The sequence below is a fragment of the Kitasatospora sp. cg17-2 genome (genome assembly GCF_054031055.1).
Window position 1 is genome coordinate 9,315,425 of sequence record NZ_CM132923.1, and the last position, 24,233, is coordinate 9,339,657.

Here is a 24,233-nt window from a genome sequence, read left to right on the forward strand (position 1 = left end):
CGAGAACACGACTCCTTTTCCTCGCAGGTCCGGTTGCCAGAACTGCCACCCGCTCCAGTGACCGTCGAGTTCGGGTTGCCGGAGAGAGCGGCTCCCTCGGGCAACCCGACCGTCCACTCCTGCTGATCGGCCTGCCCGCGCCGTCCGGGGACCGGCTCCGAACCTCCGAAGACCGTGACAACGCCACGGCACAGCCTTCCGTCCAGACCCGCTCAGCCCGGAGCACCCCACCCGTACCGGAGAGATGCCCGGTCCCGGACCTTCCGGAACAAGCTTCAGGGTGTGGTTCCTCCGGCGACGGTGATGTCGGAGGACGTCAGGTCGAGGGGCAGCTGGTCGGTGAGGGCCGCGGCAAGCTGTTCGGCCTGTTCGCGGGTGAAGGAGCCGCTGATCTGGGCGGTGCCACCGGTGACGGCTTCGCGGACGTAGGGGTGGGAGAGCACGGCGCCGTCCACGACGATGGCGAACTGATTGTTGGGCAGGTTCTGCCGGGCGAGCTTGCCGGTGGTCTCGGCGAAGGCCTTGGCGCCGGTACTGGTGAACGAGAGCTGGACCTGCCAGCCCGCGCCCGACTGTTCGTCGTAGGCGGCCTTGGCGCCGGCGATGGTCGTGCCGTCGAGCGCGGCCGGGCCCAGTGCGAACTTGTACCAGATGTCCTGCTCGGCGGTGGAGCCGCAGGCGAGGGCGGCGGCAGCGGCGGAGTGGGAGGTCGAGACGTCGCCGGCCCGCTGGGAGGCGTCTGCACAGTCGAGCGCCGCGAACGGGGCTGCGAGTTCGGGCGGCACCGTTCCCTGGGTCATCGCGGCCGACGGGTCGCCGGTGCCGGGTGCTGCGGCGGACGGCGCGGCGCCGGCCCGGGCGGTCGGAGAGTCGGCCGGCGCCTTGAGCGCGGCGTTGACCCCCGAGGGGGCTACCGCGGGCGGGGTGGGAGACGGCGGATTCGTGATGCACGGCGCAAGCGCGAGGACGGGGCGCAGGTGGAGGCGGCCCGGTCGGGTGGCGGCCGCGACCTTGTCGGTGGCGTCGCCGGCGGCCGAGAGCACGATTCGGCCGTCCTGGACCGTGACTTCGACGGCGGTCAGGCCGAGCGCGTCGGCGCGGTGGCGGAGTTTCTCGGCGGCCGACTGGAGCGTCGGCACCGAGGCGCTGGTCACGGGGGAGAGCGTGACAGTCGTGCGCTTTCCGTCGCCGGCAGCCCTGGGCGGTGTGCCGGTTTGTCCGGAGCAGGCGGCGAGCGCGGTGGCGGCGAACAGGAGTACCGCCGCCCGGCGTGCAGGAGCGGAGCCTGGGAGGGAGTGCATGGCGGCCAATGTTTCCGCTGCCGTGTGCGAGTCGTGGACGACTTGACCCAAACGTGACCGAACTGTCTTGGGAACATAAGGAGTTGATGAGGTCGGCAGTGGCGGTCGCGTCCCGGGCGAGGGGTGGGGCCTCCCGGGCGGTTCGGACGGTGCGTCCGTTCCGGCCGGGAGGCCCCGTCCTGCCCAGGTGCCTCCAGTGGTGGCTAGTTGACGGTCCAGCGCTGGAGTGCGGTGTCGGTGTCCGGTTGCTGGGTGACGAGGGCTCCGTTGGTGGTGGAGGCGGTGGTGAGGAGGAGTCCGCTGCCCTTGGAGGTGATCTTGTAGCCGCCGCTGGTGGCGGGGGTCACGGTCCAGCGTTGGTTGGCTCCGGTGGTGCAGGGCCACTGGATGACGGCGGTGCCGGCGGTGGTGGATCCGCCGTTGACGTCCATGCAGAGGCCGGACTCGGCGTTGGTGATGCGGTAGGTGCCGTCGCTCTGTTGGGCGAAGGTCCACTTCTGGTTGGCGCCGGTGCCGGGGGTGTAGGTGATGAGCTGGGTGCCGGGGACGGTGGAGTGGTTGGGGTTGTCGAGGGCCTTGCCGGAGGCGGTGAGGGTGTGGGTGCCGTCGAGAGCGGTGGTGACGGTCCAGGTGAAGGTGGTGTTGCCGGTGGTGGTGCCGGCGGTGGCGGTGACCGTGGTGGTGTAGGCGCCGGTGGTGGTGGGGGTGCCGGTGATCAGGCCGGTGGTGGCGTTGATCGTCAGGCCGGTGGGCAGGCCGCTCGCGCTGTAGGAGAGGGTGCCGGCGCCGCCGGCGTTCGCCTGGATCTGCAGGCTGACGGCGGCGTTGACCTTGCTCGACTGGGTGCCGGGGTCGTTGACCGTGACGAGCGCGGGCGCGGGGCCGGTCTGGGTGAGGGTCAGGGTCTGTTCGGCCGCGCCGCGCGTCCCGCCGACCGGGCTGGTCGTGGAGTTGGTCCAGGTGCGGGTCGGCGTGGTCTCCGACGGGCGGGCGGTGTCCGCGGACAGCCCGATCACCAGGCCGCTGTAACGGTTGACCAGGCGGTACGTTCCGGAGGCGGACCCGTTGCTCGCGGACGTGCCGGGGACGACGAACCACTGCTGCCCGACGCCGGGGCCGCTCGCGCCGGCGGCGGTGACGATCGGCTTGGCGCCCCAGGCCCGGCCCGCCTTCGAGGAGGCGTCGACGCCGAGCAGCTTGCCGGTCGAGGCGTTGGTGATCCGGTAGGAGCCGTCGCCGTTGCCGGTGAACACCCAGGACTGCAGGGCGGAGGTGGTGGCCGTGGCGACGGAGGTGGTCGCGGAACTGCCGGAGACCTGGGCGAGGATCTGGCCGTTGCCGCCGGAGATCCGGTAGGCCTTCGTTCGGTCGACCGGGGCCGGGGCGGGGGCGGACGAGCCGATGCTCACGTCCACGTACTCGCCGGAGGCGCCGCCCGAGCAGCCGAAGGCGCAGTAGGTGCGGAAGTTCTTGCCGACGATGGTGGAGCTGGTGCGGTTCGCGCTGTCGAGGAACCAGCGGTACCAGGAGGCGGTGTGGTAGCTGCCGCTGTTGCCGATCGGGTACCACTTCTGGGTGGCCAGGTTGTCGGTGGCGTAGTACTGCTGGGACGCGTTCCCGCTCTGGTCGACGCCCTGCGGCTCGCCGATGTACAGGCCCAGGTACGCGTTGTAGGTGATGTCCATGACGAACAGCGGCGAGGTCGCCGGCATCGTCCCCGCGGTGATCTGCTGGGCCGAGGTGCCGGTGTTCGCCGGGTTGTACTCGCCCGCGACGGGGGTGTAGCCGGTGGTGCTGGTGGTGCCGACCGGCACCATGTTGCTCTCCTTGCCGCCGACCCCGGCCTGGGACCAGGCGCCGTCGTACCACTTCTGCCAGCTGGAGGGCGCCATCTTGCCGGAGATCGGCGCCCGGGCCACGTGCTCGTGGAAGGCCTTCCAGCCGCCGCTCTTGTCGACGACGCGCGAGCCGTAGAAGACGTAGAAGTAGCCCGAGGCGGTGTCGACGAAGAGGCGCTGGTCGCCGTCGCCGTAGTGGTAGGTCTGGTGGGGGAACTGGGTGGTGTCGCCCCGGACGGTGCTGAACGGCGAGGTGATCACGTGGTCCTTGATGGTCCACGTGCGGCCCTGGTCGGTGGAGACCGTGTAGTCGATGGCGTCGAAGTGGAGGCCGTCGCCGAAGGGCTGCGGGGTGAACTCGTTGTGGACCAGGCCGTACCAGTCACCGGTGTCCGGGTCGACCCAGACCCCTGACAGGTCGCAGAAGTTCTTCTGCGAGTAGCTGGTGCTGCCGACGGCGAAGCTCGACGTGAGGCCGGTCGGGCTGTTGTTGCACCGCCAGGTCGTGTCGTTGTTCCTGTCGTTGGTGTTGGCGGGGTTCACCGCGTCGCTGACGGTGCTCGACCGGGAGGCGGTGTCGAAGTCGGTCCCGGTGAAGAAGTCCCAGTACCTGGGCTGGTCGGCGCCGTACAGGGCGGCCGACTGCTGGAAGTAGAACGTGCCGTCCTTGTCGAGGTACGGGACGGCGGGGGTGTCCGTCGGGTGCGGGTACGGGACGGGGGACCCGACGCTGATCGTGTAGCCGGCACTGTCGGGGGTCGCCGCTGTCGCGGGCGGGGTGGCGGCGCCGCCGAGCGCGAGGAGCGCGGTGGCGAGGGAGGTGGCGAGGATTCTGCGCGGCGGGGATGACACGAGAGCTCCTTGGGGGGACAACGCACTGGTGGGGGAGGGGCCGACCGGGACTGCCGTTCGGTACTGCCTGCCGTTCGGGACTGCCGGCCGGGATTGCCGACCGGTACTGCCGTTCGGGATTGCCGCGTCGGCCGCCGGGGGCCTGTCGGCACGGCGACGGTCGGGCGGGGCAACGGCGATCGGCGCCGTGGAGGGGGGACGTGCGGCTCCGAGGGCCCGGGTGTCGGGCGAGGAGCGGTGGTCCGAGGGACATCTCGATGTCCCTGGATCGATCTGACTGAAGTTGCTCGAAATCATGCGTCAGAGAGCAACTGCGATCAAACGGTGGCAGGGGACGTCGCGACTGTCAAGGGCTCGCCCGGTGAATGTGGGGTGCCGGTCGGGCTGGTCGCCGCGCAGGTGCGGGCAGGTCGGTCCACGGCGCCGGCCGGCGGCCCGGAGGACGGCCCTCGGGCCACAACTGGGCGGCCTGGCGCATGGATTGTGGGCCTGGCTGGTCGAAGACGTGGACGTTCGAGCAAGTCGGAGCAGGATTCGGCACTGGCCGCCGGGCTCGGGGCCGGGGCGGTGACTGCCCCGGCCGGGGCGTCAGAGCGGCCAGGTGTCGCTGTCCTCCGGGGCCGGTCGGACCGGGACGACGGAAGGGTCCTGGAAGATGCCCGCGAGCGCCAGCAGCGCGCCGCCCCGCGCGGCGTTGGAGAGCCCGAGCGTCGAGGCGGCCACGATCACCCGCTCGGTGGTGGGGGCGATCCTGCGCTCGTCGAGGATCTGCTGCGCGGGCCCGACCAGGTAGCGGCCGAACACCGCGAAGTACCCGCCGAGGACGATCCTGGGCGGATTGAGCACGTCCACCAGGATGCTCAGCCCGAGGGCGAGGTCCTCGGCGAGGCCGGCGAGCGCGGCGAGGGTTCTCGTGTCCCCGGCGTCGGCCCGGTCGAGCAGGTCGCCGAGGCGTTCGGCCAGGTCGACGGAGAGGTCGTGCACCCGGTCCGTCGGGTCGGCGGCCGCGTCCAGGAAGGCCTGGAGTCCGACGGCGACCTCCCAGCAGCCGGTCCGTCCGCACGGGCAGGGCCGGTCGAGCCGGTCGAGCTTCATGTGCCCGATCTCCGAGCCGCGCAGCAGTTTGCCGCCCGAGATGCTGGCGCCGCCGACGCCGATTCCGCCGGTGACGTAGACGAGTTCGCGGACGTCGGTGCCGGGGGCGCCGAGGTATTCGGCGAGGGCGCCGGACTCGGCGTCGTTCTCGACCAGGACGGGCGGGGCGTCCCGGCCGAGCCGCACGCGCAGTTCCTGGGCCGCCCGTACGCCCCGCCAGCCGAAGTTGGTGGCGACGACGACGCTGCCGGAGGCGGCGTCGACCGATCCCTGGGTGACGAGGGTGATCCCGATCGGGTGCATGTCCCGCTCGGCGACGGCGCTCAGGCAGTCCGCGACGAGGTCGGCGACCTCCGCCAGGGCGGCCCGGGCGGTCAGTGCCGGTACGTCGAGCGCCCGGCGGTCCTCGTGGACGACGGTGCCGCGCAGGTCGAGGGCGAGCACGGTGAGGTGGTCGGCACCGATCTCCGCGCCGAGGCCGCAGATGCGGCGGCCGTCGAGCTCGACCATGCGGTGGGGTCGGCCGATCGAGCCGGCCCGGTCGAGTTCGCCCTCGCGCACCAGGCCGCGCTCGATCAGGTCGGCGACCAGGACCGACACCGTCGCCTTGGGCAGGCCCGTCGCGGTGGACAGGTGGGTGCGGGACTGCGGCCCGCTGTCGCGCAGGTGACGCAGCAGCACGCCGAGATTGGTGCGGCGCAGCGAGGCCTTGTCGGCCGCCTCGGGGTAGCCCGCCATGACGGCGGCGGCCCCGGTGGCCGGTGCCGGTGCCGCGCCCGGGTGGGTGCGGCCGGCCGGGCCGGCGCCCGTGCCGGTGGTGCCGCGCTGTCCTGGCCGCACGTCGTCTCCTTGTTCCGCTCCGGATCCTGCGCGCAGGGCAGGGCCGATCTTGACCATGTTAGTTGATGCACCGTTCGAAGAAACTCGCCCCGACGCGACCGCGGGATGCGGTGCTGTGCCCCTTTCGAACCGTTCTGCGGGCTGGTGGGGCCTGTTTGCAGAACGTTCCGACGCATCCCTTGACAGCGCCATTCTTAATTAACACACTAGCCGAACTAACAACCCGCAGCGTCAGCGGGTTCCCCCACCGCCGCGTCCGGGCCGTGCGTCCCGCCCGCGGCAGGCAGAGATGAGGGCCTCCCCATGAAGTCACGCCCGTTCAGAGCGGCCACCCTCGCCATGGCGCTCACGTCGCTGACGGCCTTCGCCGCCGCCTGCGGCTCCGACGGGTCGGCCGAGCAGGCCTCGGGGCCGGTCACCGTCGAGTTCTGGGGCTGGGCCCCCGGTTACGAGAAGTCCGTCGAGCTCTTCAACGCCGCTCACCCCGGCATCAAGGTCACCTACAGCAAGATCTCGCCCGGCTCCAAGGGCGGCTACACCAAGATGCTCAACGCGGTGAAGGCGGGCAACGCCCCCTGTCTGGGATCGGTCGGCTTCGAGACCCTCCCGACCTTCGCCGCCGCCGGAGCCCTCCAGGACGCGACGCAGGCCGCCGCGCCCTACGCCAAGGAGTACGCCCCCTGGGCCTTCGCCCAGTCCGGGGTCTCCGGGCGCACCTTCGGCCTGCCGGTGGACATCGCCCCGATGGCGATGATCTACCGCAAGGACCTGTTCGCCAAGTACGGCATCGCCGCCGCGCCCAGGACCTGGGACGAGTACGCCGCCGACGCGGCGATCATCCACGCGGCCGACCCGAACGCCTACATCGGCTACTTCGGCAACGACGCCTACAACTTCGCGGGTCTCGCCTGGCAGGCGGGCGCGAAGTGGTTCGGCACCGGCGGCGACAAGTGGACCGTGAACCTCGACGACCCGGCGACGAAGAAGGTCACCGCGTTCTGGCAGGACCTGATCGACAAGAAGCTCGTCAAGACCGTGCCGAGCTTCGACACCGCGCTCTACAAGGGCATGGGGGAGGGCACGATCCTCTCCGACGTCAACGCGGTCTGGGACACCCCGATCCTGGCCGACAGCGTCAAGCAGACCTCCGGCAACTGGGCCGTCGCCCCGATGCCGGTCTGGGACGCCGCCAAGCCCGCCTCCGGCAACGCCGGCGGCACCCCCAACGCCGTGCTGAAGGGCTGCAAGCACGTCAAGGAGGCGGTCGAGTTCGCCCACTGGTTCGGCACCGACCAGGCCAGCGTCAGCAACCTGATCAAGGAGACGGGGATCTACCCGGCGGCGCTCTCCGGCCTGGAGAACCCGGCGCTGCACCAGCCGGACCCGTTCTACGGCGACCAGACGATCTTCGACGTGTTCAAGGAGAGTGCCGGCCGCGTCGACACCGGCTTCCAGTGGGGCCCGGTCATGACCAAGACCTCGGGCGTGCTCGGCGACGGCCTGGGCAAGGCGGGGGCGGGCGGCAGCGGCCTGGACGCCGCGCTGGCCGAGGCCCAGGCGCAGACCGTGGCCGAGATGAAGACCCAGGGCATGGAAATCGGCTGACCATGCACCCTTCCACTGACGCCCCGGTGCGCTCGGCGGAGCGCACCGGGGGTACCCCGGAACCGTCCCGGCCGACGACCGGCCCCGCCCGCCGGCGCAGGATCGACGGCCGCCGCTGGGCCCCCGTGGGGTTCCTGACGCCGTTCGGCACGCTGTTCGCCGTCACCTTCGTCGCCCCGATCTGCTACGCCCTGTACGAGAGCCTGTACAAGGTGCGCCGTTCCGGGCTCGGTCTCGCTCCCCCCTCCGAGGTCTTCACCGGACTCTCCAACTACACGGACGCGCTGGCCGACCACGCCTTCACCTCCTCGATCGTCCGGGTGGTGCTGATCGGCGTCGTCCAGGTGCCGCTGATGCTGGGCCTCGCCCTGGTGCTGGCGCTCGCCCTCGACGCCCGCCGCACCCCCGCGAAGCGCTTCTTCAGGCTCGCCTTCTTCCTGCCGTACGCCGTCCCCGGCGTGATCGGCGGCCTGATGTGGTCGTTCCTCTACCAGCCGGACGTCAGCCCGATCGCCGACGCCCTCGGCCGGATCGGGCTGGACGTCGACTTCACCTCCGACGGCATGCTGCCGTGGTCGGTCGGCAACATGCTGACCTGGGGCTGGACCGGTTACAACATGATCGTCATCCACTCGGCGCTGAAGGCCATTCCGGGCGAGTACGCCGAGGCCGCGGAACTGGACGGCTGCACCGGCTGGCGGCTCGCCTGGCACATCAAGATCCCGATGGTCCGGCCGGCCCTGGTGATGACCACCGTGTTCTCCATCATCGGCATGGCCCAGCTCTACAACGAGCCCGTGATCATGAAGGCCGTCGCCCCCAACCTGGCCAGTGACTGGACGCCGATCATGGCCGCCCAGAACGAGGTCGCCGCGAACAACTACCATGCGGCGGCCACCCGTTCGGTGATCCTCGCGCTGGTGATCTTCGTGCTGTCCTTCGGATTCATGCGGTTCGTCAACAAGCGCGGAGGAGCCCAGTGAAGGCCACCGGTCAGGCCGGCCGCGCCGGGGTGATCGCCGTCCTGGTGCTCGCCGCGATCTACTCCCTGCTGCCGGTCTGGTGGCTGGTCGTCTCCGCCACCAAGAGCAGCAGCGACCTCTTCTCCAGCAACGGCTTCTGGTTCGCCGGGCGGATCGAGCTGGTGAAGAACGTCTCCACCCTGCTCGGCGTCCAGGACGGCATCTTCGGACGCTGGCTGCTCAACAGCCTGCTCTACGCGGTGGGCGGCGCCGTCGTGGCGACCCTGCTCTCCAGCATGGCCGGGTACGTTCTCGCGAAGTACGCCTTCCGGGGCCGCGAGGCCGTGTTCAACACCGTCCTCGGCGCCATCCTCATCCCCGCCCCGCTGTTCGCACTCCCGCTCTACCTGATGTTCTCGGCCACCCACGTGGTCAACACCTTCTGGGCGGTGTTCGTCCCCAGCATCGTCAGCCCGTTCGGTGTCTACCTGGCGCGCATCTACGCGGCCGCCTCCGTACCGGACGAACTCCTGGAAGCGGGACGCCTCGACGGTGCGGGCGAGTTCCGGATCTTCCGGTCCGTCGCGTTGCGGGTGCTCCAGCCGTCGCTGGTCACCATCTTCCTGTTCCAGTTCGTGACCATCTGGACGAACTACCTGCTGCCGTCGCTGATGCTCGCCAACGACCGCCTGCAGCCGGTCACCGTCGGACTGGTCGCCTGGAAGGAACAGCGCGGCCAGACCGTCCCCTACAACCTGATCATCACGGGCTCACTGCTCTCCGTCGTCCCGATCGTCGTGATGTTCCTCCTGCTCCAGCGCTACTGGAAGGCCGGCCTGACCTCCGGCAGCGTCAAGTAGCCCACCGCCGGGACTCACCGCCCGCGACGGCCCACCACCGGGACCCACCGCCCGCGACGGCCCACCACCGGGACTCACCGCCCGCGACGGCCCACCGCCGGGACTCACCGCCCGCGACGGCCCACCGCCGGGACTCACAGCCCGCCACCCGACTCATAAGAGGCAGAAGACAGATGAGTGAGCTGCGGCTGACCACGCTGACCCTGCCGACCGCACCGGTCGGCCCCGTCAACCCCCTCCCGCCCCTCTTCACCGGGGCAGACCTCCACGAGGTCGCCGACGCCAGTCAGGCCGACGACGAGATGCGGCACAACATCGGCTACGGCCGGGTGCCCTCCGTCATGCCGTACCTGATGCAGGACGGCTACACCCGCGAACGGGCACCCGCCGAACACCCGGTCGCGGTACTGGAGAACGCCACCCTGCGGGCGACCTTCCTGCTCGGCGCCGGCGGCCGCCTCTGGTCGCTCGTCCACAAGCCGACCGGACGCGAACTCCTCTTCCGCAACCCGGTGTTCCAGCCCGCCAACCTCGCACTGCGCAACGCCTGGCTGGCCGGCGGCGTGGAGTGGAACATCGGCACCATCGGCCACGCCCCCACCACCTGCGAACCCCTGCACGCCGCCCGCGTGCTGCGCCCGGACGGCACCCCGGTGCTGCGGATGTGGGAGTACGAGCGCATCCGCGGCGTCGTCCACCAGATCGACGCCTACCTGCCCGACGACTCCCAGGTCCTGCTCGTCCACGTCCGCATCACCAACCCGCGTGACACCGTGGTGCCGATGTACTGGTGGTCGAACATCGCCGTACCCGAGGCACCGGACGTACGGGTGCTGTCCCCGGCGGACGCGGCGTGGCAGTTCTCCTACGACCGCCGCGTGCGCCACGTCGCACTCCCCGCCCCCGACGGCACCGACCTGACCCGCACCACGCGGTCCCTGGACGCGGCCGACTACTTCTTCGACATCCCCGACGGCCGCCGACGCTGGATCGCCGCACTCGACGCCGGCGGCCGGGGCCTGGTCCAGGCGTCGACCGACCGGCTGCGCGGCCGCAAACTGTTCCTCTGGGGACAGGGCGAGGGCGGCCGGCACTGGCAGGACTGGCTGTCCGGGCCGGGCAACGCCTACCTGGAGATCCAGGCCGGCCTGGCCCGCACCCAGCTCGAACACGTGCCGATGCCCGCCGGTGCGCGATGGTCCTGGGTGGAGGCCTACGGACTCCTGGAGGCCGACCCCGCCGCCGTCCACGGCGAGGACTGGGCCGCGGCGCGCGAAGCGGCCCGCGACGGCGTCGACACGCTCGTCCCGGCGAGCGTGCTGGAAGCCGAACTCGCCTCGGCCGAGGCGTGGTTGGACCAGCCACCCGTCGAGATCCTGGCCACCGGATCCGGTTGGGGCGCCCTGGAGCGCCACCGCCGGATCCACGCCGGCGAGCCCGCCCGGGAGATGTCCGGCACGCCCTTCCCGGACTCGACGCTCGGCCCCGAGCAGGAGGCGTGGCTGGAGCTCCTCGACCACGGACGACTCTCCCCGGCCGAGCCGGTGCGGGCGCCCGTCTCCTACCAGGTCGACCCCGCCTGGGAGGAGCTGCTCGGGAAGGCGGACGGCTGGCTCGCCGGGCTGCACCTCGGAGTCCTGCGCGCCTACGCCGGTGACCTCGACGGTGCCCGCGAGAGCTGGTCGGAGTCGGTCGAGAGCCGGCCCACCGCCTGGGCCTGGCGCAACCTCGCCGTCCTCGCCGACCGCACCGGCGACCTCGCCGAAGCGGCCCGCGCCTACCGCGAAGCCCTCCGGCTGGAGCCCGCCCTGCTGCCGCTGGCCCTGGAGGCGGCCGGGGTCCTGCTGCGCGCCGGAGCCCCGCAGGACGTCCTGTCGCTGCTCGCCGACCTTCCCCCGGCCCACCGCTCCCTGGGCCGCGTCCGCTGGGCCGAGGCCCGCGCCGCACTCGACTCCGGCGACGTCGAACGCTGCGGCCGACTGCTCGACGAGGGCATCGAACTGGCCGATGTGCGCGAGGGCGAAGGCACCCTGCACGAACTGTGGTTCGCCCACCGGCGCGCGACCCGCGGCGCCGAGCCGCTCCCGCCGCTCCCGCGGGAGTACGACTTCCGGATGCTTGCCGCGAGCTGAGCCGAGCCGAGCCGAGCCGAGCCGAGCTGAGCTGAGCCGAGCCGAGCCGACCCGACGCGCCCCGCTCGCCTGCGACGCGCGCGGGGGCAGCCCTTCCCGGCCGCCCCCGCGCGCCGCGCGAATTACTGTTATGCCAATTGACACAACATCAAAGGGGCTCCTACGCTCCCGGTCATGGAGGAAGAGCCCAAACGGCGCGGTCGCCCGCGCAAGGATCCGGAACGACTGGCGCGCTGGACGCCGCCCGACGGGTGGTCACGGCTGGTCGCGTGGATCTCGCCGGAGGAGAAGAAGGCGCTCAAGCGCGTCGCCGTGGACGCCGAGGTGTCGGTCGCCGATCTGGTGCGGGCCCTGGCGGGCGGGCTGGCCACGGGGGCGATCACCCACGAGGAGCTGGTCGGGCAGGTCAGGAGAGGGAGGCAGGTCATGGAGAAGATCCCCACGCTGTTCGAGCGCGACGGCGACTTCCGCGTCGTGGACCGTCCGCGGGCCGAGTGCGCCTGGGTCTTCGCCGGGGAGGGCGCGCCGACGGAGAAGCTGGACGGCACCAATGTGCGGCTGACCGTCCGCGGCGGCCACCTGGTGCGGGTGGAGAAGCGGCGCAACCCGAGCAAGGCGCAGAAGCAGCAGGGCATCGTCGACGGCTGGTACGTCGACACCGACCGGCACGGGCCCGAGGACCGCTGGATCCTGACCGCGGCCGACAACACCGACGTGACCGCCTGGCCGGACGGCGAGCACGCCTGCGAGGCCCTCGGGCCGCGGATCCAGGGCAACCCGCTGGAGCTGGACGACCACCTGTGCGTGCCGTTCGACCTGGCGGCGCCGGTGTACACCGCCGTGCCGCGCAGCTACGACGGCCTGCGGGAGTTCCTGGCCGGCCTGGAGAGCCGCTACGCCCCGGGGACGCCGGCGGAGGGCATCGTGTTCCACCACCCCGACGGCCGCCGGGCCAAGATCAAGCGCAAGGACTTCCCCGCGGCGGTCTGAGCAGCCGCCCCCGTGCACCCGGTCATTTGACCGAACCGGCGGTGAGGCCGGAGACGACATGGCGCTCGATGACGGCGAACAGCACCACCACCGGCAGGATCGCGATCACCGAGCCGGCGAAGAGGAAGTTCCACTGGACGGTGTAGTTGCCGATGAAGCTGTTGATGCCGACGGTCAGCGGCTGGCTGTCGGACCGGGTGGTGAGGGTGAGGCCCATCACGAACTCGTTCCAGGCGGAGATGAAGGTGAAGACGACCGCGGTGACGATGCCCGGCATCGCCAGCGGCAGCACCACCTTCCGCAGGGTGCCGAACCGCCCGAGCCCGTCGAGCATCGCGGCCTCCTCCAGCGCCACCGGGATGGAGCCGATGTAGGCGGTGAGGATCCAGATGGCGAAGGCGAGGTTGAACGCGGCGTTGCAGAGGATCAGCGTCCACACCGAGTTGAGCAGGTCGAGCTGGTGGAACTCGCGGTAGAGCCCGACCAGCAGCGCCGTCGGCTGGAACATCTGGGTGACCAGGACGAGCAGCAGGAACAGCTTGCGGCCCCGGAACCGGGTGCGGGCGGTGCAGTACGCGGCCGGCAGGGCCACCGCGAGGGCCAGCAGGGTGGAGCCGCCGGCGACCAGCAGGGTGACCCGGAGGTTGGTGCCGAGGGTGGAGTCCCGCCAGACGTCGACCAGGTTGGACCAGGCGAAGTGGCTGGGCAGGTAGCCGGCGTCCCGCAGTTCGTCGGCCGGCCGGACGGCGGTGACGACCATCTCCAGGTACGGCAGCAGGAACAGCGCGGCCAGTCCCCAGGCGACGGCGGCGACGACGAGGGTGCGGGGGCGGATCGGCTCGCGCCGGGCCCGCGGAAGCTCGGTCCGACGGTTCGGACGGTTCATCAGTTCTCCTCCTGGTTCCACCGGCTGACCCTGAGGAAGAGCAGCACCATCAGGACGACCAGGGCGAAGTTGACGACGGACATGGCGGCCGACTCGCCGATGTCGGTGTTCTTCAACTGGTACATGAACACGGTCGTGGTGGCGGTGTCGCTGTTGGGTCCGCCCTGGGTCATGCCCCAGATCACGGGGAAGGAGTTGAAGACGTTGATCAGGTTGATCACCAGGCCGACCAGGAAGGCCGGCCGCAGCAGCGGCAGGGTGATCCGAAGATAGGTCTGGAAGGCGGTGGCGCCGTCCACCCGTGCCGCCTCGTGCAGTTCGGCGGGGACGGTCTGGAGGCCGGCGAGCAGGGTGTAGGTGGTGAAGGGCAGCGAGACGAAGACCGCCACCACCATCATCCAGGGCCAGGCGGTGTCCGGGTCGCCGAGCCAGTCCCGGGGGCCGTCGATCAGTCCCAGGTCGGCGAGCAGCGTGTTGAGCACCCCGGAGGTGCGGTTGAGCATCCACTTGAAGCCGATGGAGGTCATCAGCACCGACGCCGCCCAGGGCGCGATCAGCGCCCAGCGGGTGAAGCGGCGCCCGGGGAAGCGCTGGTCGAAGAGCTGGGCCAGGGCCAGCGAGAGCAGCATCGTCAGCCCGACCACGGCCAGCGTCCAGACCACGGTGTGCACGAGCACCCGGCCGAGGTCGGGCTCGTCGAAGAGCTTGCGGTACTTGTCGAGTCCGGCCGAGCCGCGGACGAAGCCGCTGGTGCTGATCCGCAGGAAGGAGGTGCGGACCATCTCGTAGACCGGCCACAGGACCACCAGGACGATCAGCAGGACGGCCGGGCCGATCCACGGCAGCGGACCGAGCCGGGCGGCGAGGGAGCGGCGGGCCGGGCGCCGGCCGGCCCTCCGGCCTTGTGGGGCAGCTGACTTGAGGGACACGAGGGTGCCTTCCGGGCGTGTGGGCCCGCCGGTCGGGCGGCGCGCGGGAGGGCGCGCCGCCCGGAGGGTGCGGCGGGAACCGCGGGTGCGGCGGGTGCGGTGCCGTGGAACCGGGCGCGCGGGCGGGCTACTTGTCGGCGACCGCGGCCTGGGCCTTCTTCTGCAGGTCGCCCAGGACCTTGGCGGGGTCGTCGGCGACCGCGGAGCCGATGCCCTTCTTGAGCTCGGCGGAGACCTTGTCCCAGGCGGTGTCGCCCAGGGGGTAGAAGGCGGCGCCGGGCAGCAGGGAGAAGAAGGGTTCGAGGTCCTTGTGCTTGCCGCCCGTGCTCATCTCCTTCAGGGTGTCCTGGGTGACGGGCATCAGGTTGTAGGTCTCGACGAACTTGAGGGTGTTCTCCTTGCTGTAGGCGAAGTCGAGGAAGGCCTTGATCTGCGCCGCGTGGCCGTTCTTCTTGAACGCCATCGTCCAGTCCGCCACGCCCAGGGTGGACTTGAGGGGACCGGCCTTGCCGGGGATGGGCGCCACACCGTAGTCGACCTTGCCCTCGGTGGACATGGAGATGAGCGAGGGGTGGCCGTTGAGCATGGCGGTCTTGCCGGCGGCGAAGTCGGCGAAGGCGGTCTTGCGGTCGGTGGTGGCGGGGTTGGCGTAAGTGAGGCCCGGCTGAACCAGGTTGGCCTTCAGCCAGCTGAAGGTCTCGACGTTGGCGGGGCTGTCGAGGGTGTAGGCGCCGCTGCGGTCGGTGTGGCCGCCGCCGTTGCCGAGCTCCCAGATCATGCTCTCGCCCTGGGCCTCCTCCGGGCCCAGCGGCAGGGCGTAGGGGGTCACGCCCGGCACCTTCGCCCTGATCTTCTCCGCGTCGGCCTTGAGTTCGTCCCAGGTGGTGGGGGGCTGGGCGATGCCGGCCTGCTGGAACAGGGCCTTGTTGTAGAAGAAGGCGCGGGCGGAGGAGACGAACGGGATGCCGTACTGGGTGTCCTTGACCTTGCCGGCGTCGGCGAAGGTGGCGATCAGGTTGGCCCTGGTTGCGGTGGAGAGCACGTCCTCGGCCTTGTAGAGCAGGTCGTCCGCGACCTTGTCGGCGTAGCCGCCGGTCTGCAGGACGTCGGGGACGTTCCCGCTCTGGATCATGGTCTTGACCTGGCTGTCGATGTCGTTCCAGTTGATGACCTGGACGTCGACCTTGATGTCGGGGTGGGCCGAGGTGAAGGCGGCGGCGACGCCGTCCCAGTAGCCCTTGGAGCTGTTGGACGCCTTGTCGCCGTAGTCGGCCGCGACCAGCTTGAGGGTGACGTTCCCGCCGTCGGAGCCGCTGGATCCGCCGCTGCCGCACGCGGTGAGCGTCAGCGCCGCGCTGGCGCACAGCAGGGGGATGCCGAGGAGCCGCTTGTTCATGGCCGTGTACCGCCTTCGTCCTGCGAACCCGTGTTGCGAGGGATGGGTTCGTTCCTGGGAGTGCAGAAGCCGAGCACCGCACCGGTGCGTCGCGGGGGCTGGGGGAGGCCACCGCTCCGCGCACCTGTCGGCTGTCGAACGGGCCGCGACCGGCCATGGCTGCTTGATTGTGCTTGAAGACAGCCAGGTTTGCGCAAATCCGAAGTGCCCGTTGTTCACGGAAGTATTCACGAGGGGCGCCGGGCGGTCTAGTTGCTGTTACCGGACCGTTGCGGACATGCCGCCTGCCGGACGGCTCGGCCGCTCCCGTCGGATCTCTCGGACGCACCGTCAGATGTGCTGTCCGGCCTGGTCGGAGTGGATGGAGCGGCCTCGGGGGCCGGGCGGCGGGAGCTCGCGTCGACCGGCGGGTTCCGGCTCCGGAGCGGGCGGGTGGTCGGGCGGGGGAGCGGGGCGCGGCCCTCTGCTCAAATTTGTTTGCAAGGGGTGCAAAAGCACGGAGTGTGCACGTCGGCGCGCGCGCTCGTCGGTGCGCACACGTCGGAGCCCCCGGCCGTCGCGGATCCGGGGCCGAGGGCGAGGGGGGCGGGGGCGAGCGGGTCGGGCGAGCGGGTCGGGCGAGCGGTCGGCCGGGGTCAGGCGCGCAGCACGCGCACGCCGCAGCCGGTGACGGCCTTCTCCTGGGCGCCGGTCAGTCCGTCGTCGGTGACGAGGTCGTGGATGTCCGTCAGCGGGCAGATCGCGGCGAAGGTCACCAGCCCGACCTTGCTGCTGTCGGCCAGCACGACGCAGCGCGCGGCACTGCGCAGGAAGGCCCGGTCGGTGTGGGCCTCCATCTCGTCGTGCGTGGTGCAGCCCTCGCTGGCGGTGAGGCCGTCGACGCCGATGAACGCGACGTCCAGGTGGTACTGCGAGAGCATCCGCTCGGAGGCCGGCCCGACCAGCTCGTAGCTGGCCGACCGCGCGATGCCGCCGACCACCACCAGGCGGATCTCCGGCCGGACGATCAGGTCGGCGGCGATGTTGACCGCGTTGGTCACGATGGTGACCCCGCCGCGCTCGGCGAGCACCCGGGCGAGCTCGCTGGTCGTGGTGCCGCCGGTCAGGCCGACCACGGCGCCCTCCGGCACCAGGCGTTCGGCCGCCAGGGCGATCCGCCGCTTCTCGGCCTGCCGCTTGCCGTGCCGGTGGCGCAGCGGCAGCTCCAGATTGACGGTGCCGGTCACCGCGCCACCGCGGGTGCGGTGCAGCAGACCCTGGTCGTGGAGCTCCTGGAGGTCCCGGCGGACCGTCGCGGTGGAGACGCCCAGCAGCTCCGCCAGCGCGTGCACGTCGGCGCTCCCCGCTTCGGTGACATGAGCGAGGATCTTGGCGGTCCGGTCAGCTTTGAGCATGTCCGGGAGTCTAGACGAGGCTTGGTCCGTACCGCAGCGGTGGCTCCGGAAGCCGGGGAACGGCGCTCCGGCGCTGGCAGGACGGCAGGTATGTGACAAGTCGGCGCTGGGGTCAAGATGCTCGGAACTGATTAAAGTACCCGGCACAGCGAACAATTTCGATCGACGCGCGCTGCCGTCCGCCCGCTGTCCGCCGCCACGACCGGACCGGCGGGGCGGGAGGGCGGTGGCCCGCGTCCTCCTTCCGGAGGTGACCGCGTGACCGCGGACCTGCTCGCACTGTCCGGCGCCCGGCTGGTCCTGCCCGGCGGCGTCGTGGAGAACGGCCGTCTCGCCGTCGAGGGCGAGCGGATCGCCGGCCTCGGCGGTACCGCCACCCCCGGCGACCTCGACCTGACCGGGTACACCGTCGTACCCGGCTTCGTCGACCTGCACGTGCACGGCGGCGGCGGCGCCTCCTACGCCTCCGGCATCGCCGAGGAGGCCCTGCGCGCCGCCCGCACCCACCTCGAACACGGCACCACCACCACCGTCGCCTCCACCGTCACCGGCGAGATCGACGACCTCGCCCGCCAGGCCGCCGTGCTGTCCGAACTCGCCGAGGACGGCGTCGTCGCCGGCGTCCACTTCGAGGGCCCCTTCATCTCCCGCAACCGCTGCGGCGCCCACCGCCCCGACCTGCTGCGCGACCCCGACCCGGCCCTGGTCCGCAAGCTCGTCGACGCCGCCCGCGGCCACGCGAGGATGGTCACCCTCGCCCCCGAACTGCCCGGCGGCCTCGACTCGGTCCGGATGCTCGCCGACCTCGGCGTCATCGCCGCCGTCGGCCACACCGACTCCGACTACGGCCGGACCCTGGAGGCGATCGACGCCGGCGCCACCGTCGCCACCCACCTCTTCAACGCCATGCCCGGCATCGCCCACCGCGCCCCCGGCCCGATCGTGGCCCTGCTGGAGGACGAGCGCGTCACCGTCGAACTCATCAACGACGGCGTCCACCTCCACCCCTCCGTGCTCGACCTCGCCTACGGCACCGCCGGCGCCTCCCGGGTCGCCCTCATCACCGACGCCATGGGCGCCGCCGGCATGGGCGACGGCCTCTACCCCCTCGGCCCGCTCCAGGTCGAGGTCAAGGACGGCGTCGCCATGCTCACGGACGGCAGCTCCATCGCCGGCTCCACCCTCACCCTGGACCGGGCGCTGCGGCGCTGCGTCACGGTCGGCGGGCTCTCGTTGAGCCAGGCCGTGGAGTCGCTCTCCACCGTCCCGGCCCGGCTGCTCGGCCTCGCCGACCGGGTCGGCAGCCTGGAGACCGGCAAGCTCGCCGACCTCGTCGTCGTCGACTCCAGCAGCTACGACCTGGTCGCCGTCATGCGCCGCGGCGAGTGGATCACCGGCGGCGACCGCTTCGCCCCGATCACCACCGCCTGACCCCACCCGGCACGACGAACGGCCGCCCCCGCAGGAAGTCCAGGACTGCACACTGGTGATCGATATTGCGCAAAGTTGGCACCAAGGTCTATAGATTAAGCATGTGTGAGCAGAACCTGCTGGGAGGACAGTCGTGAGCCATGTGGACGTGGAGATCGCCAGCCAGCCCGACTGCTGGCGGCGCGCCCTCGATCTGGCGCCCCGGGGGCTGCCGGAGCCGGGCGAGCGGGTGGCGGTGATCGGCTGCGGCACCTCGCTGTACATGGCGCAGGCCTACGCGGCCCTGCGGGAGGAGGCCGGGCTGGGGGAGACCGACGCCTTCGCGGCCTCGGAGTTCCCGCACCGGCGGCGCTACGACCGGGTGCTGGCGATCACCCGCTCCGGCACCACCACCGAGGTGGTCGAGGCGCTGGGCCGGGTGACCTCGGGCGAGACCGTCGCCGTCACCGCCGACGGGGCGACCCCGGTCGCCGGTGCGGCCCGCTCCCTGGTGGTGCTGGACTTCGCCGACGAGCGGTCCGTCGTGCAGACCCGGTTCGCCACCACCGCGCTGGTCCTGCTGCGGGCCCGGCTCGGGCTCGCCCCCGCGGACCTGCCGCGCCAGGCCGAGCTGGCACTGGCCGAGCCGCTTCCCGAAGGGGCTGCCGCCGCGGAGCAGTTCACGTTCCTCGGGGCGGGGTGGACCTGCGGGCTCGCCCACGAGGCGGCGCTCAAGGTGCGCGAGGCCTCGTACCGCTGGGCCGAGTCCTACCCGGCGATGGAGTACCGCCACGGGCCGGTCAGCGTCACCGCCCCCACCAGTGCCGTCTGGTTCTTCGGTGCCCCGCCGGCCGGACTGGAGGACGAGGTCCGGGCCCTGGGTGCCACCGTCTCGGTCTCCCCGCTGGATCCGCTCGCCGACCTGGTGCGGGCCCAGCGGCTGGCCGTCGAGGTGGCCGTGTCCCTCGGCCTCGACCCGGACCGGCCGCGCAACCTGACCCGGTCGATCATCCTGGACCGGCCGTGACCGTCCGGCTCCGGACGCCGGCCGTCCGCCGTGTGGCGCGTTCGGGAGGAGGCCGGGTGTCGCGGTAGCGCCCGCCGGCCGGACCCTCGGCAGACCTCCAGCCCCCGTCGGACCGTCGCGGTCCGCGGGGGCCGTCGGTCGTTCCGCCGCCGCCCCGGCTGCTCGCGGTTTGCAAATCGCTGCTCGATATTGCTCGAAATAGCCACAGTTCAAGCACTTGACGACATGTCATGAACCTTGCTGTCATGGCGGGGCACCGCCCTCCCCGGCCTGCGGCCCATCGCCGCGCGGGCCTTCCTCACTCCCTCCCCAGGAGGACAGCGTGAGCGCTGCCGCCGCCCCGCCCACCCGCCGACCACGGGCCGTCCGCCACCGCCGGACGGCCGCCGCCCTGATCCTGACCCTGCTCGGGGCCCTGCTGACCGCACTCGGCCCGGCCCTTCCGGCCCGGGCCGCGACCGCGGGGAACGCAGCCTCCGTCACCCGCGCCGGTGACACCTTCACCGTCCGGACATCCAGCGCCGCCGCCGCCCGGATCGTCGTCGCCCGCGCCGACGTGTTCCGGATCTGGCTCTCCCCGGACGGCTCCTTCACCGACGACCCGGCCGGTTCCGACCTCGCGACCACCACCTCCTTCGGCACGGTCGGCGCCACCCTCACCGACGCCGGCGCGTACTGGCGGATCGGCACCCCCGCCATCAGCCTGCGGATCAACAAGAAGCCGCTGACCTTCGCGCTCTACCGGGCCGACGACACCACCCTGGTGTGGGCCGAGTCGCAGCCGACCAGCTGGAGCGCCGGCCGCACCACCCAGTACCTCGGCCGCGCCGCGGACGAGCAGTTCTACGGCACCGGCCTGCACCTCGGCGAATGGGCCCTGCGCGACCGGACCGTCCCCGTCGCGGTCTCCAACAAGTGGACCGAGGGCACCAACGCCAGCCCGGCGCCGTTCTACATGTCCACCAACGGCTACGGCGTGATGCGCAACACCTGGGCGCCCGGCTCGTACGACTTCCGCGCCCCGACCGCCCTCAGCCACGACGAGAAGCGCTTCGACGCCTGGTACTTCGCCGGCGACTCGCTCAAGGACGTGCTCGACGGCTACACCGACGTCACCGGCAAGCCCTTCCTCGCACCGATGTGGGGCCTCGAACTCGGCAACGCCGACTGCTTCAACGCCTCCAACCCGAACTACCAGGGCGACCACAACCGCGCCCGCCACCAAACCACGCCCGACGTGGTCGGCTACGCCGCCGACGCCCGCGCCGCCGACATGCCCTCGGGCTGGATCCTGCCCAACGACGGCTACGGCTGCGGCTACACCGCCCTGCCGTCCACCGTCGCCGCCCTGAACGAGAAGGGCTTCCGGACCGGCCTGTGGACCTCCACCGGCCTCTCCGGCATCGATCAGGAGGTCGGTACGGCCGGCTCCCGCGCCGTGAAGACCGACGTCGCCTGGATCGGCAGCGGCTACAAGTACGCCTTCGACGGGGTGAAGCAGGCCGTCGCGGGCATCGAGGACAACTCCGACGCCCGCCGGTTCGTCTGGACCGTCGACGGCTGGGCCGGCACCCAGCGCAACGCCGTCGTCTGGACCGGCGACACCAGCGGCACCTGGGACGCCATGCGCTGGCACGTCCCCTCCATCGCCGGCGCGGGCCTGTCCGGCCTCAACTACGCCTCCGGCGACATCGACGGGATCTTCGGCGGCAGCCCGCAGACCTACGTCCGCGACCTCCAGTGGAAGGCCTTCACCCCGGCGTTCATGACCATGTCCGGCTGGGGCGCCACCAACCCCTCGGCCGGGTACCAGGACAAGCAGCCCTGGCGGTTCGCCGAACCGTACGCGTCGATCAACCGCAAGTACCTGCAGCTCAAGATGCGGCTGATGCCCTACCTCTACACCATGGGCCGGACCGCCAACGAGACCGGCGTGCCCTCCACCCGGGCCCTGGTGCTGGAGTACCCGGACGACCCGGTGGCCCGCGGCAACGCCACCTCCGGCGAGTTCATGGCCGGCGACTCCTTCCTGGTCGCCCCGGTCGTCAGCGACACCGCCGTCCGCAACGGCATCTACCTGCCGGCCGGCAGCTGGACCGACTACTGGAGCGGAAAGGTCTACCAGGGCCCCGGCTGGCTCGACGGCTACTCCGCCCCGCTCGACACCCTGCCGCTGTTCGTCCGCCAGGGCGCGGTCGTCCCGATGTGGCCGCAGATGAACTACACCGGCGAGAAGGCCGTCTCCACCCTGACCTACGACGTCTACCCGCGCGGCGACTCCACCTTCAGCCTCTACGAGGACGACGGGGTGACCCGCGCGTACCAGAACGGCGCCTACGCCCGGCAGCGGGTGGACGTGCACGCGCCGGCCGCCGGCCGGGGTGACGCCGTCATCAGCGTCGGTGCGGCGAACGGCAGTTACACCGGGAAGGCCGCCGCCCGCGGCTACGAGTTCACCGTGCACAGCGCGACCGCGCCCACCTCGGTCTCGGTCGGCGGGGCGCCGCTCCCGGCCCTCGCCGGCAAGGCCGCCTACGACAGCGCCGGCAGCGGCTGGTACTACGACCCGGCCGACCGCGCCGGGGTGCTGTGGATCAAGGCCGGCAGCCGGTCCGAGGCGTTCACCGTGACCGCCGCCGGGATCACCGCCGCGCCCGGGACCCCGGTCGGCACGAGGTCCGCGCCGATCCCGCAGACCGGCTGGAAGGTCGTCACCGCCGACAGCCAGGAGACGGCCGGCGAGAACGGCGCCGCCGCCAACGCGATCGACGGCGACCCCGCGACCATCTGGCACACCAAGTGGTCGGGCGGCGCCGCCCCGCTGCCGCACGAGATCCAGATCGACCTCGGCGCCCGCTACGCCGTCGACGGCCTCGGTTGCGTTCCCCGGCAGGACGGCGGCGTCAACGGCCGGATCGGCCGGTACGAGGTGTACGTCTCCGACAGCACCACCGCCTGGGGCAGCCCGGTGGCCACCGGCTCCTTCGCCGACACGGCCGCCGCGCAACAGGTGTCCTTCACCGCCGCCTCCGGCCGCTACCTGCGTCTGCGGGTGCTGAGCGAGGCCGGTGGCCGGGGGCCCTGGACCAGCGCGGCCGAGATCACGGCCACCGGCGCCAAGGCGCCACCGGCCGCCGCCACCGGCTGATCCCCGGCCGGTGGGCGACCCGATGGCCTCCGGTCCGCGGACCGGAGGCCATCGGTGGTGCTGTCGGCGGCAGTGACGGTCGGCGGTCGCGACGGTCGCCGGCCGGGTGGGCGGCGGGGCGTTGGGGCGTTGGGCCGCAGCGGTGATCCGAGGAGCGCGGCCATCGTGTCCTCCGGCGGCAGCGCGGGGTGATTCGCACACTGACAGGAGGGGAGGGAGGACCGGGCGCGCGCCGGGTCGTCACCGCCCGCACCGTCCCGCGAACCACACCCCGACACCCACCGGAGAGCGCCCATGAACCGGCCCGCCCGCCGTGCCTTCCTCCTCGCCACCGCAGCCCTGCTGGTCACCCCGGCGGCGTCCGCCGTCGCGGCCGGGACCACGGACGGAGGTTCGGGCGGCACCACGATCGGAACCGGCGCCGCCGCGCGGCCCCCGGCCGGCAGGAGTGCCCGTGCCTCCCGGTCCTCCGTCGAATCGGAGGGGATCGTCGTCCTGGACCAGTCGTCGTCCGACGAGAGTTCGTCGAGCTCGGACGAGGTCGTCATCGTGGACCACTCGTCGTCGAGCGGGAGTTCGTAGCGCTCGGACCCGATCGTCACGCCGGGCTCCACCGATGATCGGACAGTTGCTTCGATCGAGTGAAGGTCGGGTTCGGTACCCGTCGGGTGTGGGCAGAGCCCCGGGCATGACGACACCTCAGGACAAGCGCCGCCGCCGCCGTCCGGCCACCCGCGCCGCCGTGCCCGCCCCCGCAGTGCCCGCCCCCGCCGTGCACGCGCGGGCCGCGCGGCCCCCGGCTCCGGCCCGGCCGCGCCGGGCGGGCGGTTGCTGCGGGACGTGGTCCAGCGAACACCTCACCCGGGACGCGAGGGTCGTGCGCACCGTCTGGCACGAACCCGCCTGCCGGGGCCGGAAAACCGGATGACCGGAGACCGCCGCCGCCCCTACGGTCGGCCCCATGGACGTCAACGCGCACCTGGTGAACGTGGTCGATGTCGAGGCGACCTGCTGGGAGGGGCAGCCGCCGCCCGGCCAGGTGAGCGAGATCATCGAGATCGGTCTCACCGTGGTCGACCTGCGGGCGGGCGAGCGCCTCGCCAAGCACCGCCTGCTGGTGCGCCCGGCCCGGTCGGAGGTGAGCCCGTTCTGCACCGGGCTGACGGGGCTGACCCCGGCCGAGGTGGCCGGCGGCCTCTCCTTCGCCGAGGCGTGCCGGACCCTGGCGGCCCTGCACCGGACCGGTGCGATCCCCTGGGCCAGCTGGGGCGACTACGACCGCAACCAGTTCACCCGGCAGTGCGGCCGCACAGGTACGGAGTATCCCTTCGGCCACCGCCACACCAACGCGAAGGTCGCCTTCACCGTCTCCTACGGCCTGCGCAGACGGCCGGGCATGGCCCAGGCCCTCACCGTGGCCGGCCTCCCCCTGGAGGGCCGCCACCACCGCGGCGACGACGACGCCTGGAACATCGCGGCCCTGGTCCTGGACCTGGCGGCCCGCGGCGACTGGCCCTGGTGACCTGAGTCGGAGACTCATCGTCAGTCGGACACGGTCCGCACCTGTC

17 protein-coding genes are annotated in these 24,233 nt (G+C 71.9%); 10 read left to right on the forward strand and 7 right to left on the reverse strand.

The window, feature by feature from the left end; genetic code table 11:
* Positions 1-275: 275 nt before the first annotated feature.
* From ACW14Y_RS39075 to ACW14Y_RS39085, 3 genes are all read right to left on the reverse strand, one after another.
* On the reverse strand, positions 276-1,154 hold the full coding sequence (locus ACW14Y_RS39075) for a SecDF P1 head subdomain-containing protein (RefSeq protein WP_456985186.1): 879 nt from the start codon (positions 1,152-1,154) through the stop codon (positions 276-278).
* A 350-nt stretch (positions 1,155-1,504) separates the two neighbouring features.
* Positions 1,505-3,991: an RICIN domain-containing protein gene (locus tag ACW14Y_RS39080; RefSeq protein ID WP_456985187.1), complete on the reverse strand. Its 2,487-nt coding sequence runs from the start codon at positions 3,989-3,991 to the stop codon at positions 1,505-1,507.
* A 588-nt stretch (positions 3,992-4,579) separates the two neighbouring features.
* Positions 4,580-5,926, reverse strand: a complete 1,347-nt coding sequence (locus ACW14Y_RS39085; RefSeq protein WP_456985188.1) for an ROK family transcriptional regulator — start codon at positions 5,924-5,926, stop codon at positions 4,580-4,582.
* 303 nt (positions 5,927-6,229) lie between these two features.
* Between ACW14Y_RS39085 and ACW14Y_RS39090 the strand changes: the two genes are divergently transcribed.
* The 5 genes from ACW14Y_RS39090 (at position 6,230) to ACW14Y_RS39110 (ending at position 12,475) form a co-directional block, all read left to right on the forward strand.
* A complete protein-coding gene (locus tag ACW14Y_RS39090) occupies positions 6,230-7,531 on the forward strand; it encodes an ABC transporter substrate-binding protein (RefSeq protein WP_456985189.1) in 1,302 nt (433 codons plus the stop codon).
* A 2-nt stretch (positions 7,532-7,533) separates the two neighbouring features.
* The gene (locus ACW14Y_RS39095; RefSeq protein ID WP_402723191.1) at positions 7,534-8,514 is read left to right on the forward strand and encodes a carbohydrate ABC transporter permease; all 981 of its coding nucleotides are present in this window, start codon (positions 7,534-7,536) and stop codon (positions 8,512-8,514) included.
* Complete coding sequence (locus ACW14Y_RS39100) at positions 8,511-9,353, forward strand: carbohydrate ABC transporter permease (protein ID WP_380393003.1); 843 nt, start codon at positions 8,511-8,513, stop codon at positions 9,351-9,353. Before ACW14Y_RS39095 ends, ACW14Y_RS39100 begins: the two co-directional genes overlap by 4 nt.
* Positions 9,354-9,526: 173 nt before the next feature.
* Entirely contained in the window at positions 9,527-11,485 is a 1,959-nt protein-coding gene (locus ACW14Y_RS39105; RefSeq protein ID WP_380308777.1) for a DUF5107 domain-containing protein, read from the forward strand.
* Positions 11,486-11,659: 174 nt separating this feature from the next.
* The gene (locus tag ACW14Y_RS39110) at positions 11,660-12,475 is read left to right on the forward strand and encodes a hypothetical protein (RefSeq protein WP_402723189.1); all 816 of its coding nucleotides are present in this window, start codon (positions 11,660-11,662) and stop codon (positions 12,473-12,475) included.
* Positions 12,476-12,497: 22 nt separating this feature from the next.
* Here the strand turns inward: ACW14Y_RS39110 and ACW14Y_RS39115 are convergent, their stop codons facing one another.
* From ACW14Y_RS39115 to ACW14Y_RS39130, 4 genes are all read right to left on the reverse strand, one after another.
* Complete coding sequence (locus ACW14Y_RS39115) at positions 12,498-13,361, reverse strand: carbohydrate ABC transporter permease (RefSeq protein WP_380312559.1); 864 nt, start codon at positions 13,359-13,361, stop codon at positions 12,498-12,500.
* Positions 13,361-14,290: a carbohydrate ABC transporter permease gene (locus ACW14Y_RS39120; RefSeq protein ID WP_380312562.1), complete on the reverse strand. Its 930-nt coding sequence runs from the start codon at positions 14,288-14,290 to the stop codon at positions 13,361-13,363. Before ACW14Y_RS39120 ends, ACW14Y_RS39115 begins: the two co-directional genes overlap by 1 nt.
* A 127-nt stretch (positions 14,291-14,417) precedes the next feature.
* Complete coding sequence (locus ACW14Y_RS39125) at positions 14,418-15,686, reverse strand: extracellular solute-binding protein (protein WP_380443670.1); 1,269 nt, start codon at positions 15,684-15,686, stop codon at positions 14,418-14,420.
* A gap of 635 nt (positions 15,687-16,321) precedes the next feature.
* Positions 16,322-17,080 (reverse strand): DeoR/GlpR family DNA-binding transcription regulator, encoded by a 759-nt coding sequence (locus ACW14Y_RS39130; RefSeq protein WP_266272152.1) that lies wholly within the window; start codon positions 17,078-17,080, stop codon positions 16,322-16,324.
* A 258-nt stretch (positions 17,081-17,338) separates the two neighbouring features.
* Here ACW14Y_RS39130 and nagA point away from each other — a divergent pair, with 258 nt between their 5' ends.
* The 5 genes from nagA to ACW14Y_RS39155 all read left to right on the forward strand — a co-directional run bounded on the left by nagA (position 17,339) and on the right by ACW14Y_RS39155 (position 24,187).
* A complete protein-coding gene (nagA, locus tag ACW14Y_RS39135; protein WP_456985190.1) occupies positions 17,339-18,511 on the forward strand; it encodes an N-acetylglucosamine-6-phosphate deacetylase in 1,173 nt (390 codons plus the stop codon).
* A 133-nt stretch (positions 18,512-18,644) separates the two neighbouring features.
* The gene (locus ACW14Y_RS39140) at positions 18,645-19,517 is read left to right on the forward strand and encodes an SIS domain-containing protein (protein WP_380304173.1); all 873 of its coding nucleotides are present in this window, start codon (positions 18,645-18,647) and stop codon (positions 19,515-19,517) included.
* Between the two features lie 322 nt (positions 19,518-19,839).
* Positions 19,840-22,665, forward strand: a complete 2,826-nt coding sequence (locus ACW14Y_RS39145; RefSeq protein WP_456985191.1) for a TIM-barrel domain-containing protein — start codon at positions 19,840-19,842, stop codon at positions 22,663-22,665.
* 294 nt (positions 22,666-22,959) lie between these two features.
* Complete coding sequence (locus tag ACW14Y_RS39150) at positions 22,960-23,247, forward strand: hypothetical protein (RefSeq protein ID WP_380439742.1); 288 nt, start codon at positions 22,960-22,962, stop codon at positions 23,245-23,247.
* Between the two features lie 379 nt (positions 23,248-23,626).
* On the forward strand, positions 23,627-24,187 hold the full coding sequence (locus ACW14Y_RS39155; protein ID WP_456985192.1) for an exonuclease domain-containing protein: 561 nt from the start codon (positions 23,627-23,629) through the stop codon (positions 24,185-24,187).
* Positions 24,188-24,233 lie beyond the last annotated feature (46 nt).

Excerpts from the sequence above, each read along its gene's own strand:
- ACW14Y_RS39090 (WP_456985189.1), top strand. The coding sequence starts at position 6,230 with ATGAAGTCACGCCCGTTCAGAGCGGCCACCCTCGCCATGGCGCTCACG.
- ACW14Y_RS39105 (WP_380308777.1), top strand. The coding sequence starts at position 9,527 with ATGAGTGAGCTGCGGCTGACCACGCTGACCCTGCCGACCGCACCGGTC.
- ACW14Y_RS39150 (WP_380439742.1), top strand. The coding sequence starts at position 22,960 with ATGAACCGGCCCGCCCGCCGTGCCTTCCTCCTCGCCACCGCAGCCCTG.
- ACW14Y_RS39125 (WP_380443670.1), bottom strand. The coding sequence starts at position 15,686 with ATGAACAAGCGGCTCCTCGGCATCCCCCTGCTGTGCGCCAGCGCGGCG.
- ACW14Y_RS39110 (WP_402723189.1), top strand. The coding sequence starts at position 11,660 with ATGGAGGAAGAGCCCAAACGGCGCGGTCGCCCGCGCAAGGATCCGGAA.
- ACW14Y_RS39130 (WP_266272152.1), bottom strand. The coding sequence starts at position 17,080 with ATGCTCAAAGCTGACCGGACCGCCAAGATCCTCGCTCATGTCACCGAA.
- ACW14Y_RS39095 (WP_402723191.1), top strand. The coding sequence starts at position 7,534 with ATGCACCCTTCCACTGACGCCCCGGTGCGCTCGGCGGAGCGCACCGGG.
- ACW14Y_RS39115 (WP_380312559.1), bottom strand. The coding sequence starts at position 13,361 with ATGAACCGTCCGAACCGTCGGACCGAGCTTCCGCGGGCCCGGCGCGAG.
- ACW14Y_RS39155 (WP_456985192.1), top strand. The coding sequence starts at position 23,627 with ATGGACGTCAACGCGCACCTGGTGAACGTGGTCGATGTCGAGGCGACC.